This is a genomic window from Streptomyces sp. CS113 (assembly GCF_002188365.1).
Taxonomy (GTDB): Bacteria; Actinomycetota; Actinomycetes; order Streptomycetales; family Streptomycetaceae; genus Streptomyces; species Streptomyces tendae.
Window position 1 is genome coordinate 4,454,236 of the sequence record NZ_KZ195574.1, and the last position, 17,061, is coordinate 4,471,296.

Here is a 17,061-nt window from a genome sequence, read left to right on the forward strand (position 1 = left end):
GGTCTCATTAGGCTCGGGTCATGTCCCCAGCCCCGCCTCCCGGCTCCCCGCCGCCCCGTGAGGGGGCCTCGGCCGAACTCCTGGCACGGGTGCCGAAACTGCTGGACGCGATGCGCTCCGTCGGCGGTGGACTGGGCCTGCACTCCACGCTGAACCGGATCTGCGAGACGGCCGCCGGCCTGGCACACGCCCGGTACGCGGCCATCGGCGTCGTCGACGAGGACGGCGAGGGTCTCGCCGACTTCGTCCACCACGGCCTCGACGAAGCGACCGTCCGGCGCGTCGGCCACCTGCCCGACGGTCACAAGGGCCTGCTCGGCGCGCTCATCCGCGATCCCGAGCCGGTCCGGCTGACCGACCTGACCGCGGACCCCCGCTCGTGCGGCTTTCCCGAGCACCACCCGCCGATGCGCAGCTTCCTGGGAGTTCCCATCCGTGTGCAGGGCGAGATCTTCGGCAACCTCTACGTGACCGACAAGCACGCGGGTGAGCCCTTCAACGACTACGACCTCGCCATGGTCCGGGTCCTGGCCACGGAGGCCGGTATCGCCATCGGCAACGCGCGACTGTACGAGGCGGCCCAGCAGCGGGAGCGGTGGATCGACGGATCGGTCGCCGTCACCACCGCCCTGCTGGCCGGCGGCGACACCGACGACGCTTTGCAGATCGTCGCCGAGCAGGCCCGCCGCGTCTCCGGGGCGGCCGCCGGAATCGTGCTGCTGCCGGCCGCCGGCGGCGGCCTGGAGATCGTGGCCGTGGACGCGCCGGGCCCCACGAACGCCCTGGGCGCGGTCGTTCCGCCGGACAACGCCGTCGTGGCGGAACTGCTCGCCGGACGAACCGTGTTCGTGGACGACGCCGGCACCGACCCCCGCCTGTCCGACGGGCCGGTGCGCTGCTACGGGCCGGTCATGCTGTTGCCGCTGTGCAGGGACGGGAAGGTCCTCGGGTGCCTCGTCATGCCCCGTGCCCGGGGCGCGGGCCCGTTCACCCGGACCGAGCGCGCGCTCGGCGACCGGTTCGCCGCGCAGGCGGCACTGGCGCTCACCATGGCCGAGGCCCAGCGCGACCGGGAACGGCTCGCCGTGTACGAGGACCGGGACCGGATCGCCCGGGACCTGCACGACCTCGTCATCCAGCGGCTGTTCGCGACCGGGATGATGCTGGAGAGCGCGCAGCGCAGGTCGGCGGTGCCCGAGGTGCGCGACGGAGTGGGCGGGGCCGTCGACGAACTCGACGTCACCATCCAGGAGATCCGCTCGGCGATCTTCGCCTTGCGACAGCCGGCCGAGGCGCCCACGGGGCTGCGCACCCGGGTCCTGCGCGAGATCACCATGGCCGCCGTCCCCCTGGGCTTCACGCCCGGGCACCGCTTCGTCGGCCCGGTCGACACCGCCGTCGGCGAACTGACCGGCAAGAACCTCATCGCCGCGCTGCGCGAGACGCTGTCCAACGCCTTCCGGCACGCCCACGCCGACCGCATCGAGGTGGTCGTGGACGCGACCGCGACCCTGCCGGACGGCCGGCCGGGCGTCCGGCTGACCGTCGCGGACGACGGGGTCGGTGTCCCCGAGGGCGGCCGGCGCAGCGGCCTGCACAACCTGGAGCGCCGCGCCGAGAGCGTGGGCGGCGCCAGCCGGCTCGGGCCGGGCATCGGGGCGGACGGCCGTGGCACGACGGTGCGGTGGGAAGCGCCGTACTGAGCGCAGCCGACGCCGTGTTGCCCCGTGTGCACTAGCCGCACTGAGCCGTGTGCAGCAACGGGTCCCCCACTCGTACGACGCGAACGCGACCGCGGGGGCCGCGCGGGTCCACGATCGCTGACATGCGCTCATCCCGCCGCCGTCCGCTGCTCGTTCCGGTGTTGCTGTGCGCGCTGGCCGTGCTCGCGGCCCGCCCCACCGACGGCATGGACGGGGACGGCGGATCCGGCAGCGGTCTCGCCCCGCAGGTGGTGCGCCTGTACGAGGAGGCGGCGAAGGCGACCCGCACGTACGAGGACGGGCGGCGCGAGGCGGAGGCGCAGCGGTCGAAGGCCCTGGAGTACGAGCGGCGGCTCGACGGGCAGCGGCGGAAGATCGACGCCATGCGCGAGGACCTGGGGCGCATCGCCCGTGCCCAGTACCGCGACGGCGGTGGGCTCCCGCTCACCGCGCGGATGCTCCTCGCCGACGACCCCGAAGAGCTGATGCGGGGGCAGCGGGCGGTCTCCCGCGCGAACGGCGCCGTGGACAGGGCCATCGGCGCGAACCTGCGGGCCGAGGCCCGGCTCGCCGCGGAGGAAGCCAAGGCGCAGGCGGCCTGGCGGGCGCTGGAGAAGCGCAACGCCGGCCTGGTGAAGCTGAAGAAGAAGATCGAGAACAAGCTGGAGGCGGCCCGGTCGCAGTTGGAGGGACAGGCGGACTCCTCCGTCGCGGCCGGATCGTGCCCCGGCGCCGTCCGCCTCGACCAGCCGGACGTACCCGCCGGCCCGAGCTGGATGGCCCCGGTCGAGACCTACGAACTGTCGGCGTCCTTCGGCAGCGGCGGATCGCGGTGGGCGCACCGGCACACCGGCCAGGACTTCGCGGTGCCGGTCGGGACACCGGTGCGCTCGGTCGGTACGGGCCGCGTCGTGCAGGTGTCCTGCGGCGGGGCCTTCGGCATCCAGGTCGTCATCGAACACGCGGGCGGCTACTACACCCAGTACGCCCACCTCGCCGCCGTCGCCGTCGACCAGGGGGACCGGGTCGAGCCCGGGCAGTGGATCGGCCAGTCCGGCAGCACCGGCAACTCCACCGGCCCCCACCTGCACTTCGAGGTGCGGGTCACCCCGGAGATGGGCTCGGCGCTGGATCCGGTGCCGTGGCTGTCGCAGCGCGGGGTGGCGCTGTGACGGCACCGGATGTGCCGCGGGACCGGGCGCCCCGCGGCGGCGGACGTCAGGGCAGGTCCGCCAGCATCCGCTCGATGACGACCGCCACGCCGTCGTCGTTGTTGGCGACCGTCCGCCCGGAGGCGGCGGCGATCACGTCCGGGTGCGCGTTGCCCATCGCGTACGACCGTCCCGCCCAGGTGAGCATCTCGACGTCGTTCGGCATGTCGCCGAAGGCCACGACCTCCTCGTGCGAGATGCCCCGCTCGGCGCAGCACAGGGCGAGCGTGCTGGCCTTGGAGACGTCGGGACCGCTGATCTCCAGCAGGGCGCTGGGACTGGACCGGGTGACGTTGGCGCGGTCGCCGATGGCGAGGCGGGCCAGCGTGAGGAAGCCGTCGGGGTCCAGCTCCGGATGGTAGGCGAGGATCTTGAGGACGGGCTCGGCGGCGGCGCGACCGCCCGGCGCCAGGATCTCCTCGGCGGGCAGGAGGTCGTCGGGGACCTCCATGTGCAGCTTCGGGTAGGCCGGTTCCTGGTGGAAGCCGTACGTCTGCTCGACCGCGTAGACCGTGCCGGGCGCCGCCTCCCGCAGCAGCCGTACGGCGTCCAGCGCGTTCTCCCGCGGCAACTCGCGGACCTTCACGAACCGGTGCTTGCCGGGGCCGCCGTGCAGGTCGACCACGGCGGCGCCGTTGCCGCAGATGGCGAGGCCGTGCCCGTGGACATGGGCGCTGACGACGTCCATCCAGCGGGCGGGGCGGCCGGTGACGAAGAAGACCTCGATGCCCGCCTTCTCCGCCGCGGCCAGCGCGGCGACCGTGCGCGGAGAGACGGACTTGTCGTCGCGCAGCAGGGTGCCGTCGAGGTCGGTGGCGATGAGCCGCGGGCGAGTGGCGGCGGCCGGGGGCTCGGGCTGTCGGGTCGCTGAGGTCACCCGGTCATTGTCACGCATATGCGTGCACGGCCGTGCACGGGTCCGCACATATGTGAGCTACGGCGCTCATGCCCGCTCCCGGCCCCCGCTCGCTTCCACGCCCTCACTCACCCTCGCTCGATCCAGGCACCTCACTCCTTGAGCTGCGCCAGTGCCTCCATCGCGATCCGCTCGAAGATCTTCTCGTCCGCGGCGAAGTCCGAATCGGGGATCGGCCAGTGGACGACGAGTTCGGTGAAGCCCAGGTCCCGGTGGCGTCCGGCGAAGTCCACGAACGCGTCCACGGACTCCAGCGGGCGACCGCGCTCCGGGGTGAAGCCGGTGAGCAGGACCCTGTCCAGCTCACCGGCATCGCGGCCGATGGCGGCGCAGGCGTCGGCCAGCCGGTCGCCCTGCTGCCGCAGCGCCCGGGCCGACTGCTCGGGGGTGCCGTTCTCGAACAGCTTCGGGTCACCGGTCGTCACCCACGCCTGGCCGTGGCGGGCGGCGAGCGCCAGACCTCGTGGGCCGGTCGCGGCCACCGCGAAGGGCAGCCGGGGCCGCTGTACACAGCCCGGGATGTTGCGTGCCTCGTGCGCCGAGTAGAAGTCGCCCTCGTACGACACGGCGTCCTCGGTCAGCAGCCGGTCGAGCAGGGGGAGGAACTCGCCGAACCGGTCGGCCCGCTCCCGCGGCGTCCAGGGCTCCTGGCCCAGCGCCGTGGCGTCGAAGCCGGTGCCGCCCGCTCCTATGCCGAGGGTGATCCGCCCGCCCGAGATGTCGTCGAGGGAGATCAGCTCCTTGGCGAGCGTCACCGGGTGCCGGAAGTTCGGCGAGGTGACCAGGGTGCCCAGACGCAGCCGCTCGGTCACGGCCGCGGCGGCGGTGAGGGTCGGCACGGCACCGAACCACGGTCCATCCCGGAAGCTGCGCCAGGAGAGGTGGTCGTAGGTGTACGCGGTATGGAAGCCGAGTTGCTCGGCGCGCGTCCAGGCCGAACGGCCGCCTTCGTGCCAGCGGCGGTACGGAAGGATCACGGTGCTCAGACGCAGACTCATGCCACCGAGCCTATGCGGCCCTGGTCGGTTTCACGTGAAACAGCATGAGGCGTCACCGTACGCGACCGCTCAGCCACGGGGTGAGGAGCAGCATCGACACGTGCTCCTTGTGCGCCCGGTCGCCCGGCAGCGGCACGATCAGGCGGTATCCGGGTGGGAACCGGCGCCCATGCACGTAGGCGAGGCCCCCGAAGACGGAGCGCAGGAACGCGGGCACGTCATCGCGTTCCACGTCGGGGAACTCCACGTTCTCGACGGTGATCAGGGCATCGCCCTCGTGGAAGAGCCGGACGCTCACCCGGGGAACGCCGCCGAATTCGACGAACGCCTCGTGCGGGAGGGAACCGTCGGCGTCAGTGGTCACCCCCACGCCCGCGGCCATGCGGCGGGAGGTCTGGTCGGCGCCGATGTCGTCGGTGACCTCGATCTCCACCGCGTACTCCTCGGCGACGGCACGGAGGGCGGTGACGGCGGACTGGGTGGTGGGCAGGTGCTCCATGCCTTCGATCATGCGGGGTCAGTGCGGAGCGGGAAAGCGCAGATAGCGGGACGGGACGTGCTGCGTCAGCCAGACCCCGTTCGCACTGACGCGGAAGACGTGACCGTCGCGGTGCATGGCGGCGGCGTCCACCGGGAGCACGACCGGCCGGCCGCGGCGGGCTCCCACCCGGGTCGCGGTCTCGCGGTCCGGCGAGAGATGCACGTCGTGCCGGTTCATCGGCCGTAGGCCCTCGGCGCGGATGGCCTCCAGGTGCCGGGCCACGGTCCCGTGGTAGAGGTACGGCGGCGGGGTCGCCGCCGGCAGCTGGAGATCCACGTCGATGCTGTGGCCCTGGCTGGCCCGGATACGGGCGCCCTCGACGGCGAAGCGCCGCTTGTCGTTGGTGGCGACGACGTCGTCGAGCTCTTCACGGGTGAAGCGGAAGCCGTGCTCGGCCGCGGCGGCGATGAGCGTGTCGATCTCGACCCAGCCGCCCTCGTCGAGCGTGAGCCCGATCCTCTCCGGCTGGTGGCGCAGATGCTTCGACAGGTACTTGGACACCTTCACCGAGCGTTCCTGTTGCATGCCACCAGCCTGCACGGTGAGACGGGCATCACGCGATCGATTTTGCCGCCGAGGTTTGATCCACAGTCAAGTGCAGTTATCCACAGGCTGGTTGGGTGTTCCTGTGGAAACTACAGAGGCGGATTCACCCGGGCGAGGCGGCGCAGTACGCGTGGCGCGAAGCGGGACATCAGGTGAGCGCCGCGCGCCTCCGGCGTCACCGGGACCACCGCCCTGTTGCGCACGACCGCCTCCAGGACGGCGTCCGCCACCTTCTCCGGCGGGTAGTTGCGCGCCCCGTACAGCCGGGCGGTGCGCTGCTGCCGGCGCTGCTCCTCCCCGGCGTCCACACCCACGAAGTGCGCGGTGGCGGTGATGTTGGTGTTGACCAGGCCGGGGCAGATCGCCGTGACGCCGATCCCCTGATCGGCCAGTTCGGCACGCAGGCACTCGCTCAGCATCAGCACGGCCGCCTTGGAGGTGCCGTAGGCGGGCAGCGCCCTGGAGGGCTGGAAGGCGGCGGCCGACGCGGTGTTGACGATGTGGCCGCCCTGCCCGCGCTCGGCCATCTGCCGGCCGAACAGCCGGCAACCGTGGATCACACCCCACAGGTTGACGTCGAGAACCTTCTTCCAGTCCTCCGGCGTGGTGTCGAAGAACGAGCCCGACAGGCCGATCCCGGCATTGTTCACGAGCACGTCCACGACGCCGTACTCGGCGGCGACCCGGGCCGCCAGCTTCTCCATGGCCTGCTCGTCGGAGACGTCGACGGTTTCCGCCCAGGCGTCCGGCGCACCGATCAGCCGGGACCGCTCCGCGGTCCGGGCGGCGGCCTCGGCGTCCCGGTCGACGGCCACCACGCGCGCGCCGGCCTCGGCGAACGCGAACGCCGTCGCCCGCCCGATGCCGTTGCCCGCACCGGTGACCAGGACCAGCTGCCCGCCGAAGCGGTCGGCGTACTTGCCCTTCGCTCCGCTCCCGGAGCGGCCGTCCTCGGTGGCGGTGACGAACTGCGTGATCCAGTCCGCCAGCCGGTCCGGCCGGGTGCGCGGCACCCAGTGCTTCGCGGGCAGCGTGCGCCGGGTGAGCCGCGGCGCCCACAGCTCCAGCCCGTCGTAGAGCCGCTCCGACAGGAACGCGTCACCCAGGGGCGTGATGAGCTGCACGGGCACGTGCGCGTAGGCGTCCTCGCGCGGCCTGCGCAACCGGGGCCGCACGTTGTCCCGGTACAGCCACGCCCCGTGGGCCGCGTCCGAGGGGAGGGAGGCGGTCGGGTAGTCGCCGCCGGGCACCTTCTCGACGCGCTCCAGGATGCCCGGCCAGCGCTTGCCGAGGGGGCCGCGCCAGGCCAGCTCCGGGAGGACGGGGGTGTGCAGCAGGTAGACGTACCAGGATTTGGCGCCCTGGCCGAGGAGCTGTCCGACCCGGCGCGGGGTGGGCCGCCTGAGGCGCTTGTTGATCCAGTGCCCGAAGTGGTCAAGGGAAGGCCCGGACATCGAGGTGAAGGAGGCGATGCGGCCCTCGGTGCGCTTGACCGTGATGAACTCCCAGGACTGCACCGAGCCCCAGTCGTGGCCCACCAGGTGCACCGGACGGCCCGGGCTGACCGCGTCGGCCACGGCCAGGAAGTCGTCCGTCAGTTTCTCCAGCGTGAACCCGCCCCGCAGCGGGCTCGGCGCGGTGGACCGGCCGTGGCCGCGGACGTCGTAGAGGACCACGTGGAAGGCGTCGGCCAGGCGGGCGGCGACCTCGGACCAGACCTCCTTGCTGTCCGGGTAGCCGTGCACCAGGACGACCGTGGGCCGCCGCGGATCGCCCAGCTCCGCCACGCACAGCTCGACCCCGCCCGTGCGCACCCAGCGCTCCCGCGCACCGTTCAGCACCGTCATGTCCCCTCCGTCCAGTCCGTCCAGAGCCGCACTTGCCCACACTCGACAAAACGAGCGCGGGGGGACCCCGACGGCAGATCGTCGTCCAGCCAGAAGCCGCTCACCTCGGGATCCGCGGAGTCGGTCACGACCCGGATCTCCTCGAACACGACCCGGATCTCCTCGAACTTCGCGCCCGTACCCGGGAAACCGGGATGGGGTTCGACCGCCCACAGCCCCGGGCGGGGCGGGCGGCGACGGCCTCGGCGCAGTCGTGGGCGAGTCGCCGCACCTTGCGGAATCCGCGCAGTTCCGCGCGGAGCCCGGCCACCGCCGTCGTCGTGCCACCCATGCCGTGCCACCCCCGTTCCGCCGCTCCGCCGCTCCGGCGCGGTGCGCGCCGCTCGTGCCATTCGCCGGCGGACCGTGCCGTTCATCCGCCGACCGTGCTACTCGCCCGTAACGTGACGTCGCCGAATCTCCCAGTTGTTAGACCCAACGTCAATAGGGCGGTCGGAACCGCCTCGGAAGGCCGCTCCGTGGCTCTCAGGTACGGCGTCCCCTACGGGCCCGTACTACTCGAGTCGGACGCGAAGACGGCTCTGCGGTCTGACGACCGCAGTGGCGGGCGTCACTACTGTCATGGATGTGACTGTGATCGCGACCGAAAGCCTGAGCAAGCGGTTCCCCCGGGTGACCGCGCTCGACCGGCTCTCCGTGGACGTCGGACCCGGTGTGACCGGACTCGTCGGTGCCAACGGCGCCGGCAAATCCACCCTGATCAAGATCCTGCTGGGTCTGTCTCCCGCCACCGAGGGCCGGGCCGAAGTGCTCGGACTCGATGTCGCCACCAAGGGCGCCGACATCCGCGAGCGGGTCGGCTACATGCCGGAGCACGACTGCCTGCCACCCGACGTCTCGGCCACCGAGTTCGTCGTCCACATGGCACGCATGTCCGGCCTGCCGCCCACCGCCGCTCGCGAGCGCACGGCCGACACCCTGCGTCACGTCGGCCTGTACGAGGAGCGCTACCGCCCCATCGGCGGCTACTCGACGGGCATGAAGCAGCGCGTGAAGCTCGCGCAGGCCCTCGTGCACGACCCGCAGCTGGTCTTCCTCGACGAGCCGACCAACGGCCTCGACCCGGTCGGCCGCGACGAGATGCTCGGCCTCATCCGCCGCATCCACACCGACTTCGGCATCTCCGTCCTGGTCACCTCGCACCTGCTGGGCGAGCTGGAACGCACCTGCGACCACGTCGTCGTCGTGGACGGCGGCAAGCTGCTGCGCTCCAGCTCCACCACGGACTTCACCCAGACCACGACGACCCTCGCGATCGAGGTCACCGACACCGACGAGCACCCCGACGGCACCCGCGCGGTGCGCGACGCGCTCGACGCGCGCGGAGTCACCGTCCAGGACGGCAGCGGCCTGCCCGGCGCCGGCCACGTCCTGCTGCTCACCTCGGCGGGTGAGGAGACCTACGACCTGGTCCGCGACGTCATAGCCGACCTCGGCCTCGGCCTGGTCCGCATGGAGCAGCGCCGGCACCACATCTCGGAGGTCTTCACCGACAGCGACGCAGAACGGAAGGAGGCGGTCGGCCATGGCAGCTGAACAGCCCGCAGCCACGGTGCCGGGTGACCAGACCCGCATCCACAACATCGGCTACCGCAGCTACGACGGCCCCCGCCTCGGCCGCGCCTACGCCCGCCGCTCGCTGTACTCGCAGTCCCTGCGCGGCGCCTACGGCCTCGGCCGCTCGGCCAAGTCGAAGGTGCTGCCGATGCTGCTGTTCGTGGTGATGTGCCTCCCGGCGGGCATCATGGTCGCCGTCGCGGTCGCCACCAAGGCCAACGACCTGCCCGTGGACTACACGCGCTACGCGGTCGTCCTGCAAGCCGTCATCAGCCTCTACGTCGCGGCCCAGGCCCCGCAGTCCGTCTCGCGCGACCTGCGCTTCAAGACCGTGCCGCTGTATTTCTCCCGGCCGATCGAGACCGCCGACTACGTCCGCGCCAAGTACGCGTCGATGGCCTCCGCCCTGTTCATCCTCACCGCCGCACCGCTGCTGGTGCTCTACGTGGGTGCGCTGCTCGCCAAACTCGACTTCGCGGACCAGACCAAGGGGTTCGCCCAGGGACTGGTCTCCGTGGCACTGCTCTCCCTGCTCTTCGCCGGCCTCGGCCTGGTCGTGGCCTCGGTCACCCCGCGCCGCGGCTTCGGCATCGCGGCCGTCATCGCCGTCCTGACCATCACCTACGGTGCGGTCTCCACGCTCCAGGCCATCGCGGACGTCCAGAGCAGCTCCGCAGCCGTCGCCTGGATCGGCCTGTTCTCGCCGATCACCCTCATCGACGGAGTGCAGTCCGCCTTCCTGGGCGCCACCTCGGCCTTCCCCGGCGGGGACGGACCGGGCAACGGCGTGGGCGCCGTCTACGTCCTCGTCACCCTCGGCCTGATCGCCGGCTGCTACGGCCTGCTGATGCGCCGCTACAAGAAGGTGGGACTGTGACCACGCTGAACATCGACCACGTCTCCCGCTGGTTCGGCAACGTGGTCGCCGTCAACGACATCACCATGACGATCGGCCCCGGCGTCACCGGCCTGCTCGGCCCGAACGGCGCGGGAAAGTCCACCCTCATCAACATGATGGGCGGCTTCCTCGCCCCCTCCACCGGCAGCGTCACCCTCGACGGCCAGCCGGTCTGGCGCAACGAGAGCATCTACCAGCACATTGGCATCGTCCCCGAGCGGGAGGCGATGTACGACTTCCTCACCGGCCGCGAGTTCGTTCTCGCCAACGCCGAGCTGCACGGCCTGGGTGCCAAGGCGGCCGACGAGGCCCTCGCCACCGTGGAGATGGCCTACGCGCAGGACCGCAAGATCGCCACGTACTCCAAGGGCATGCGCCAGCGGGTGAAGATGGCCTCCGCCCTCGTCCACCAGCCGTCGCTGCTCCTGCTCGACGAGCCGTTCAACGGCATGGACCCCCGTCAGCGCATGCAGCTGATGGACCTGCTGCGGCGCATGGGCGACGAGGGCCGCACCGTGCTGTTCTCCTCGCACATCCTCGAAGAGGTCGAACAGCTCGCCTGGCACATCGAGGTCATCGTCGCCGGACGCCACGCGGCCAGCGGCGACTTCCGCAAGATCCGCCGCCTGATGACCGACCGGCCCCACCGCTACCTGGTGCGCTCCAGCGACGACCGGGCCCTCGCGGCGGCGCTGATCGCCGACCCGTCGACGTCCGGCATCGAGGTCGACCTCGCCGAGGGCGCCCTGCGCATCCAGGCCGTCGACTTCGGCCGGTTCACGGCCCTGCTGCCGAAGGTCGCCCGCGACCACGGCATCCGGCTGCTCACGGTCTCGCCGTCCGACGAGTCCCTCGAGTCCGTCTTCTCGTATCTCGTCGCGGCGTAGGAGGCCGAAGAATGTACGACCCCACAGTCGCCCGGCTCACCTACCGGGCCCTGCTCGGCCGCCGCCGGGCCCTCATCCTGGGCGTGCTCCCGCTGCTGCTGCTCGTCATCGCCGTCGCGGTGCGCGCGCTCGCCGGAGTCGACGACCAGACCGCCACGGACGTGCTGGGCGGCTTCGCCCTCGCCACCATGGTGCCGATCATCGGCGTCATCGCCGGCACCGGTGCCATCGGCCCCGAGATCGACGACGGCTCGGTGGTGTACCTGCTGTCCAAGCCGATCAAGCGACCGACGATCATCTTCACCAAGCTGATCGTCGCCATAGCCGTGACGATGGTCTTCTCCGCCGTGCCCACGCTGCTCGCCGGCCTGATCCTCAACGGCAACGGCCAGCAGGTCGCCGTCGCGTTCACCGTCGCCGCGCTCGTCGCCTCCATCGCCTACGCCGCGCTGTTCCTGCTGCTGGGCACCGTGTCCCGGCACGCCGTGGTCTTCGGGCTCGTCTACGCCCTGGTCTGGGAGGCGCTGTTCGGCTCCCTGGTGCCGGGCGCCCGCACGCTGAGCGTCCAGCAGTGGTCGCTGGCGGTGGCCCAGAAGGTCGCCGACGGGAACCTGGTGACCTCCGACGTCGGCCTGCCGACCGCGACGGTGCTGCTCGCCGTGGTGACCGTGCTCGCCACCTGGTACGCCGGCCAGAAGCTGCGGTCGCTGACGCTCGCCGGGGAGGAGTGACCGCGAGCCGTCGGTAACGCGGCGTACGTCCCCTTTTAATCGGTGGCGCCCGGCTTCCGGTGACGGCACTGTGGGGGATGCACGAGGCCGGACGGCGACGGTGCATCGGGAGGCCGCTTCGAGCACGCGGGATGCCTCGCGTGGGCCGACCGACGGGGACGCCGGCGCCGTCCGGACCGTGCGCTGTCAGGGCCGGGCAGCAGAGCCGCGGGCCTGCCTCAGGCCGCCAGGCGCTCCAGCACCACCGCGATGCCGTCCTCGTCGTTGGAGGACGTCACCTCGTCGGCCACCGCCTTCAGCTCCTCGTGGGCGTTGGCCATCGCCACGCCCCGGGCCGCCCAGCCGAACATCGGGATGTCGTTGGGCATGTCACCGAAGGCGATCGTGTCAGCCGCCTTCAGACCGAGCCGACGGGCCGCCAGCGACAGACCCGTGGCCTTGGACAGCCCCAGGGGCAGCAGCTCGACGACGCCCGCGCCGGCCATGACGACGGTGACGAAGCCGCCCGCGGCGCGTCGGGCCGCCTCGGCCAGTTCGTCGTCGGACAGGGTCGGGTGCTGGATGTAGATCTTGTTCAGCGGCGCCGACCACAGGTCCGAGGCGTCGGTGAACGGCACGGCCGGCAGGTCGCCCCCGACCGCGTATCCCGGGCCGACCAGCACGTCGCCCTCCAGGCCGTCCCGGCTGGCCGCCAGGTACAGCGGGCCGGTCTCCGCCTCGATCTTGGCCAGAGCCACCCCGGCCAGCTGCCGGTCCAGGGTCACGGAGGTCAGCAGCCGGTGCTCCCCGGCGTGGTAGACCTGCGCGCCCTGACCGCAGACGGCCAGTCCCTCGTAGCCGAGGTCGTCCAGGATGTGCCGGGTCCACGGCACCGCCCGCCCGGTGACCACGATGTGGGCGGCGCCCGCAGCGGTGGCCGCGGCGAGCGCGTCACGGGTGCGCCGCGAGATCGTGTCGTCGCCGCGCAGCAGTGTGCCGTCGAGGTCGGTGGCGATCAGCCGGTAGGGGAAGCCCCCGGCGGATCCGCTGCCGGGGACCGTGGCGGTGCCGGTGTCAGTCACTTGGCCACCGGCTCCAGGACCTCCCGGCCGCCCAGGTACGGGCGCAGCACCTCGGGCACCCGGACCGAACCGTCGGCCTGCTGGTGGTTCTCCAGGATCGCCACGATCGTGCGCGGTACGGCGCACAGGGTGCCGTTGAGCGTGGCCAGCGGACGCACCTTCTTGCCCTCGCGGACGCGGATCGACAGCCGGCGGGACTGGAACTCGGTGCAGTCCGAGGTCGAGGTCAGCTCGCGGTACTTGCCCTGCGTCGGGATCCACGCCTCGCAGTCGTACTTGCGCGCGGCCGAGGAGCCCAGGTCGGCCGAGGCCACGTCGATCACCCGGAACGGCAGCTCCAGCGACGTCAGCCACTGCTTCTCCCACTCCAGCAGCCGCTGGTGCTCGGCCTGCGAGTCCTCGGGCAGGACGTAGGAGAACATCTCGACCTTGTCGAACTGATGCACGCGGAAGATGCCCCGGGTGTCCTTGCCGTGCGAGCCCGCCTCGCGGCGGAAGCAGGGCGAGAAGCCGGCGTAGCGCAGCGGCAGCCGGTCGGCGTCCAGGATCTCGTCCATGTGGTACGCGGCGAGCGGCACCTCGGAGGTGCCGACCAGGTACAGGTCGTCCTTGTCGAGGTGGTAGACGTCCTGGGCGGCCTGGCCGAGGAAGCCGGTGCCGGCCATCGACTGCGGCCGCACCAGCGCCGGGGTCAGCATCGGCGTGAAGCCGGCCGCCGTGGCCTGCGCGATCGCCGCGTTGACCAGGGCCAGCTCCAGCAGGGCGCCCACACCGGTCAGGAAGTAGAAGCGCGAGCCGGAGACCTTCGCGCCGCGCTCCACGTCGATGGCGCCGAGCAGCTGGCCCAGCTCCAGGTGGTCCCTGGGCTCGAAGCCCTCGGCGGCGAAGTCGCGGTGCGTGCCGTGCGTCTCCAGCGTGACGAAGTCCTCCTCACCGCCGACGGGAACGTCGGGGTGGACGAGGTTGCCGAGCCGCTGGAGCAGCTGCTGGGTCTCGGCGTCGGCCGCGTCACGCTCGGTGTCGGCGGCCTTGACGTCGGTCTTCAGCTGCTCGGCCCGCTTGAGGAGCTCGGCCTTCTCGTCGCCGGTGGCCTTGCCGATGAGCTTGCCGAGGCCCTTCTGCTCGGCGCGCAGCTCGTCGAAGCGGACGCCGGACGACCTGCGCCGTTCGTCGGCGGACAGGAGGGAGTCGACGAGCGCGACGTCCTCTCCACGGGCGCGCTGCGACGCGCGCACACGGTCGGGGTCCTCACGGAGCAGGCGAAGGTCAATCACGCGGTCAAGGCTACCGGTGCGTGGTGTCGGGTCTCGACCCACTATTGCCGTACGCGGTCCGGACACCCCGTTCGACTGGTCAATGGAGTGGTGCGGAATGCCCGGATCGAGGCGCCGGGTGGGCGTCGGGTTGACCGGATTTCCTTGTGCAGAACGGGACTTGAGGCGTGACTGTCCACAGGAATCCACAGCCCGGAAAAGTTATCCACAGGGTGTGCGAAAGATCTGTGGATGCACGGAAGTGATCCTTCCCAATTCTTGGAGGCGGGCTGCCCAAACCCTTCATGCCCGCACTTTCGAGTGGAAACGGGGCACTGGGTGTCACTCCGGAGGATGGGGTGCAAGAAACAGGTGGACGAAGGGTGACCTGGACACCTGTGGGCGAAGAGAGGTGCCGTAGGGGGATATGTCGACCAAATGCCGCTTCGTTGTCGACTTGTCCCCAGGTCGAGAAGCGGACCTGTGGATAACTTCTGTGGACAACGAAAATCGGCAGATAGGCCCGGTGGTCAGAACCGGCCGTCCTGGCAGCGGGCCACCCAGTCCGCCGCCGCCACGAACGCCTCGTCCGAGGTTCCCGGCCGCAGAGCGTCCACGTCGGCGGGCTCGACCTCCGCGCGGGGGTACGACCCGAGGTAGCGCACCTGGAGGCAGGTCCGCTTCAGGCCCATCAGCGCGTCGGCCACCCGGCGGTCGGAGATGTGCCCCTCGGCATCGATGCAGAAGCAGTAGTTGCCGATACCGGCACCGGTGGGCCGGGATTGCAGCAGCATCAGGTTGATGCCCCGGGTGGCGAACTCGCCCAGCAGATCGCGCAGGCCGCCGGGGTGGTCGTCGCGCTGCCAGAGCACGACGGACGTCTTGTCCGCCCCGGTCGGTGCCGCGGGCCGGGCCGGGCGGCCCACCAGCACGAAGCGCGTCTGGGCGTTCTCCGCGTCGTGGATGTCGGCCTCCAGCACCTCCAGGCCGTAGCGCTCCGCGGCGAACTCACCGGCGAAGGCGGCGTCGTACCGGCCCTCCTGCACCAGACGGGCGCCGTCCGCGTTGGAGGCGGCCGATTCCCAGGCGACGTCCGGGAGGTGCGCCTTGATCCAGTTGCGGACCTGGGGCTGTGCGGCCGGGTGGGCCGTGACCGTCTTGATGTCCGACAGCTTGGTGCCGGGCCGGACCAGCAGCGCGAAGGTGATGGAGAGCAGCACCTCGCGGTAGATCATCAGCGGCTGCCCGGCGACCAGCTCGTCGAGGGTGGTGGTGATGCCGCCCTCGACGGAGTTCTCGATCGGCACGAACGCGGCCTCGGCCTCGCCGGTGCGGACCGCGTCGAGCGCGGACTGCACGGAGACGTACGGGACCAGTTCCCGGGTCGCCGTCTCCGGGAGGGTGCGCAGAGCGACTTCGGTGAAGGTGCCTTCAGGGCCGAGATACGCGTAACTGGCTGACATGTCCTCACCCTAATGGGCCCGGGGGCACCCGGCTCACGCGTCTCGCACAAGCCCCTCCCGGGGGTGACGCGTCGCCGGTTTCACCCCTCCAGCAGCCGCTGCCCCACGTACTCTCCCTCCGCCGCCCCGCCCGGCACCGCGAACAGCCCGCTCGCCTCGTGACGGATGAACTGGGACAGCGCGTCGCCCCGGTCCAGCTTGCGCTGCACCGGTACGAAGCCCCGCAGCGGATCGGCCTGCCAGCAGATGAAGAGCAGCCCGGCGTCCGGCACGCCGTCGGCGTCGAAGCCGTCGTGGTACGAGAACGGGCGGCGGACCATGGCCGCGCCGCCGTTCTGGTCGGGCCGGGTGATCCGGGCGTGGGCGTTGATCGGGACGACGAGCTTCCCGGCGGCGTCCGTCTTCTCCAGGTCCATCTCCGTCGTCTCGGTGGCTCCGTTCCCTCCGGACAGCGGTGCCCCGTCGGACTTGCGGCGCCCGATGACCTCCTCCTGGGCCTTGAGGGACAGCTCCTCCCAGTCGTCGAGGAGCATGCGGATGCGGCGTACGACGACGTAGGAGCCGTTCGCCATCCAGGCCGGCCCGCCCGTGCCGGACCCGGGTTCCTCCGGCACGAAGATCCGCTCGGCGAAGTCGGCCTCCGCGGGCTTCGGGTTGCGGGTGCCGTCGACCTGGCCCATGAGGTTGCGGGCGGTCATGGGATGGGCGGTGGCGCCGGGCGAGCGGTTGAAGCCGTTCATCTGCCAGCGGATGCGGGCGGCCGTCCCGGCGTCCCGCTGGACCGCGCGCAGGGCGTGGAAGGCCACGAGGGCGTCGTCGGCGCCGATCTGCACCCACAGGTCGCCGTTGCTGCGGTTCTTGTCCAGGTGGTCGGAGGAGAAGTCGGGGAGCGGATCGAGGGCGACCGGGCGCTGCTTGTCGAGGCCGGTCCGGCCGAAGAAGCTGTGCCCGAACCCGAAGGTGACGGTCAGCGAGGAGGGCCCGGCGTCCCGGGCCACGTCCGTGTCCCGGGTTCCGGCCGGTTCGCCCGCCATCAGCCGCCGGGCCGTTTCCGACCAGCGGCGCAGCAGCGCGGCGGCCTCCTTGCGGCCGGCCCCGGCCGCGAGGTCGAAGGCGATGAGATGGCCGCGGGCCTGCATCGGGGTGGTGATGCCGGGCTGATGTTTCCCGTGAAACATCGCCTGCTCGCCACCGAGCGAGGTGAGGGGCGTGGCGGCGGAGGAGGGCGCGGAGGCGTAGCCCGCGGCGGCCCCCGCCGTACCGAGGACGAGCCCGGTGGCACCCGCGGTGCCGAGCAGTCGCCGTCGCGAGATGCCCTCGGGGGCGGTGGCGTTCCCAGGGACCTCGGGGTCCGAGGGGCTCGCCTGGTTGGACTGGTCAGGCATGGTG

Annotated in this window: 15 protein-coding genes and 1 pseudogene; 6 read left to right on the forward strand and 10 right to left on the reverse strand. The window is 71.7% G+C overall.

The annotated features are described in order from the left end of the window. Positions 1–20 precede the first annotated feature (20 nt). Together B9W62_RS19710 and B9W62_RS19715 are read left to right on the forward strand one after the other, a co-directional pair. Positions 21–1,703 (forward strand): sensor histidine kinase, encoded by a 1,683-nt coding sequence (locus B9W62_RS19710; protein ID WP_087808424.1) that lies wholly within the window; start codon positions 21–23, stop codon positions 1,701–1,703. 122 nt (positions 1,704–1,825) lie between these two features. After that, positions 1,826–2,875, forward strand: a complete 1,050-nt coding sequence (locus B9W62_RS19715; protein ID WP_087808425.1) for a M23 family metallopeptidase — start codon at positions 1,826–1,828, stop codon at positions 2,873–2,875. Positions 2,876–2,921: 46 nt separating this feature from the next. Here the strand turns inward: B9W62_RS19715 and B9W62_RS19720 are convergent, their stop codons facing one another. The 6 genes and pseudogenes from B9W62_RS19720 to B9W62_RS40215 form a co-directional block, all read right to left on the reverse strand. Beyond that, positions 2,922–3,809, reverse strand: a complete 888-nt coding sequence (locus B9W62_RS19720; protein WP_179235564.1) for an HAD family hydrolase — start codon at positions 3,807–3,809, stop codon at positions 2,922–2,924. A 113-nt stretch (positions 3,810–3,922) separates the two neighbouring features. After that, positions 3,923–4,828 carry an LLM class flavin-dependent oxidoreductase gene (locus B9W62_RS19725; protein WP_087808427.1) on the reverse strand — a complete coding sequence of 302 codons (906 nt, stop codon included), beginning with the start codon at positions 4,826–4,828 and terminating at the stop codon, positions 3,923–3,925. 52 nt (positions 4,829–4,880) lie between these two features. Then, positions 4,881–5,339 (reverse strand): hypothetical protein, encoded by a 459-nt coding sequence (locus tag B9W62_RS19730; RefSeq protein WP_087808428.1) that lies wholly within the window; start codon positions 5,337–5,339, stop codon positions 4,881–4,883. 6 nt (positions 5,340–5,345) lie between these two features. Then, entirely contained in the window at positions 5,346–5,894 is a 549-nt protein-coding gene (locus B9W62_RS19735) for an RNA 2'-phosphotransferase (protein WP_087808429.1), read from the reverse strand. Positions 5,895–6,004: 110 nt separating this feature from the next. Continuing rightward, positions 6,005–7,762, reverse strand: coding sequence for an SDR family oxidoreductase (locus B9W62_RS19740; protein ID WP_087808430.1), 1,758 nt, complete (start codon positions 7,760–7,762; stop codon positions 6,005–6,007). After that, positions 7,759–7,992: pseudogene (locus tag B9W62_RS40215) on the reverse strand (hypothetical protein); the annotation flags it as partial. The gene B9W62_RS19740 and the pseudogene B9W62_RS40215, both read right to left, overlap by 4 nt. Positions 7,993–8,395: 403 nt before the next feature. Between B9W62_RS40215 and B9W62_RS19750 the strand changes: the two are divergent. The 4 genes from B9W62_RS19750 to B9W62_RS19765 are packed head-to-tail and all read left to right on the forward strand — an operon-like array spanning position 8,396 to position 11,895. Then, on the forward strand, positions 8,396–9,358 hold the full coding sequence (locus B9W62_RS19750) for an ABC transporter ATP-binding protein (RefSeq protein WP_087808431.1): 963 nt from the start codon (positions 8,396–8,398) through the stop codon (positions 9,356–9,358). Further along, the gene (locus tag B9W62_RS19755) at positions 9,348–10,256 is read left to right on the forward strand and encodes a hypothetical protein (protein ID WP_087808432.1); all 909 of its coding nucleotides are present in this window, start codon (positions 9,348–9,350) and stop codon (positions 10,254–10,256) included. Before B9W62_RS19750 ends, B9W62_RS19755 begins: the two co-directional genes overlap by 11 nt. Beyond that, positions 10,253–11,164, forward strand: coding sequence for an ABC transporter ATP-binding protein (locus B9W62_RS19760; RefSeq protein WP_087808433.1), 912 nt, complete (start codon positions 10,253–10,255; stop codon positions 11,162–11,164). Before B9W62_RS19755 ends, B9W62_RS19760 begins: the two co-directional genes overlap by 4 nt. 11 nt (positions 11,165–11,175) lie before the next feature. Continuing rightward, positions 11,176–11,895, forward strand: a complete 720-nt coding sequence (locus B9W62_RS19765) for an ABC transporter permease subunit (protein WP_087808434.1) — start codon at positions 11,176–11,178, stop codon at positions 11,893–11,895. Positions 11,896–12,113: 218 nt separating this feature from the next. Here B9W62_RS19765 and B9W62_RS19770 read toward each other — a convergent pair whose 3' ends face one another. The 4 genes from B9W62_RS19770 to efeB all read right to left on the reverse strand — a co-directional run bounded on the left by B9W62_RS19770 (position 12,114) and on the right by efeB (position 17,057). After that, entirely contained in the window at positions 12,114–12,956 is an 843-nt protein-coding gene (locus B9W62_RS19770; protein ID WP_087808435.1) for an HAD family hydrolase, read from the reverse strand. Continuing rightward, on the reverse strand, positions 12,953–14,230 hold the full coding sequence (gene serS / locus B9W62_RS19775; protein WP_087808436.1) for a serine--tRNA ligase: 1,278 nt from the start codon (positions 14,228–14,230) through the stop codon (positions 12,953–12,955). The genes B9W62_RS19770 and serS overlap by 4 nt, the downstream gene beginning before the upstream one ends. A gap of 509 nt (positions 14,231–14,739) precedes the next feature. After that, the gene (pheA, locus tag B9W62_RS19780; RefSeq protein WP_087808437.1) at positions 14,740–15,672 is read right to left on the reverse strand and encodes a prephenate dehydratase; all 933 of its coding nucleotides are present in this window, start codon (positions 15,670–15,672) and stop codon (positions 14,740–14,742) included. A gap of 80 nt (positions 15,673–15,752) precedes the next feature. Further along, positions 15,753–17,057, reverse strand: a complete 1,305-nt coding sequence (efeB, locus tag B9W62_RS19785; protein ID WP_087808438.1) for an iron uptake transporter deferrochelatase/peroxidase subunit — start codon at positions 17,055–17,057, stop codon at positions 15,753–15,755. Positions 17,058–17,061 lie beyond the last annotated feature (4 nt).

Coding starts and splice junctions, on each gene's coding strand:
- B9W62_RS19710 (WP_087808424.1), top strand. CDS start 21: ATGTCCCCAGCCCCGCCTCCCGGCTCCCCGCCGCCCCGTGAGGGGGCC.
- B9W62_RS19715 (WP_087808425.1), top strand. CDS start 1,826: ATGCGCTCATCCCGCCGCCGTCCGCTGCTCGTTCCGGTGTTGCTGTGC.
- B9W62_RS19720 (WP_179235564.1), bottom strand. CDS start 3,809: ATGCGTGACAATGACCGGGTGACCTCAGCGACCCGACAGCCCGAGCCC.
- B9W62_RS19725 (WP_087808427.1), bottom strand. CDS start 4,828: ATGAGTCTGCGTCTGAGCACCGTGATCCTTCCGTACCGCCGCTGGCAC.
- B9W62_RS19730 (WP_087808428.1), bottom strand. CDS start 5,339: ATGATCGAAGGCATGGAGCACCTGCCCACCACCCAGTCCGCCGTCACC.
- B9W62_RS19735 (WP_087808429.1), bottom strand. CDS start 5,894: ATGCAACAGGAACGCTCGGTGAAGGTGTCCAAGTACCTGTCGAAGCAT.
- B9W62_RS19740 (WP_087808430.1), bottom strand. CDS start 7,762: ATGACGGTGCTGAACGGTGCGCGGGAGCGCTGGGTGCGCACGGGCGGG.
- B9W62_RS19755 (WP_087808432.1), top strand. CDS start 9,348: ATGGCAGCTGAACAGCCCGCAGCCACGGTGCCGGGTGACCAGACCCGC.
- B9W62_RS19765 (WP_087808434.1), top strand. CDS start 11,176: ATGTACGACCCCACAGTCGCCCGGCTCACCTACCGGGCCCTGCTCGGC.
- pheA (WP_087808437.1), bottom strand. CDS start 15,672: ATGTCAGCCAGTTACGCGTATCTCGGCCCTGAAGGCACCTTCACCGAA.
- efeB (WP_087808438.1), bottom strand. CDS start 17,057: ATGCCTGACCAGTCCAACCAGGCGAGCCCCTCGGACCCCGAGGTCCCT.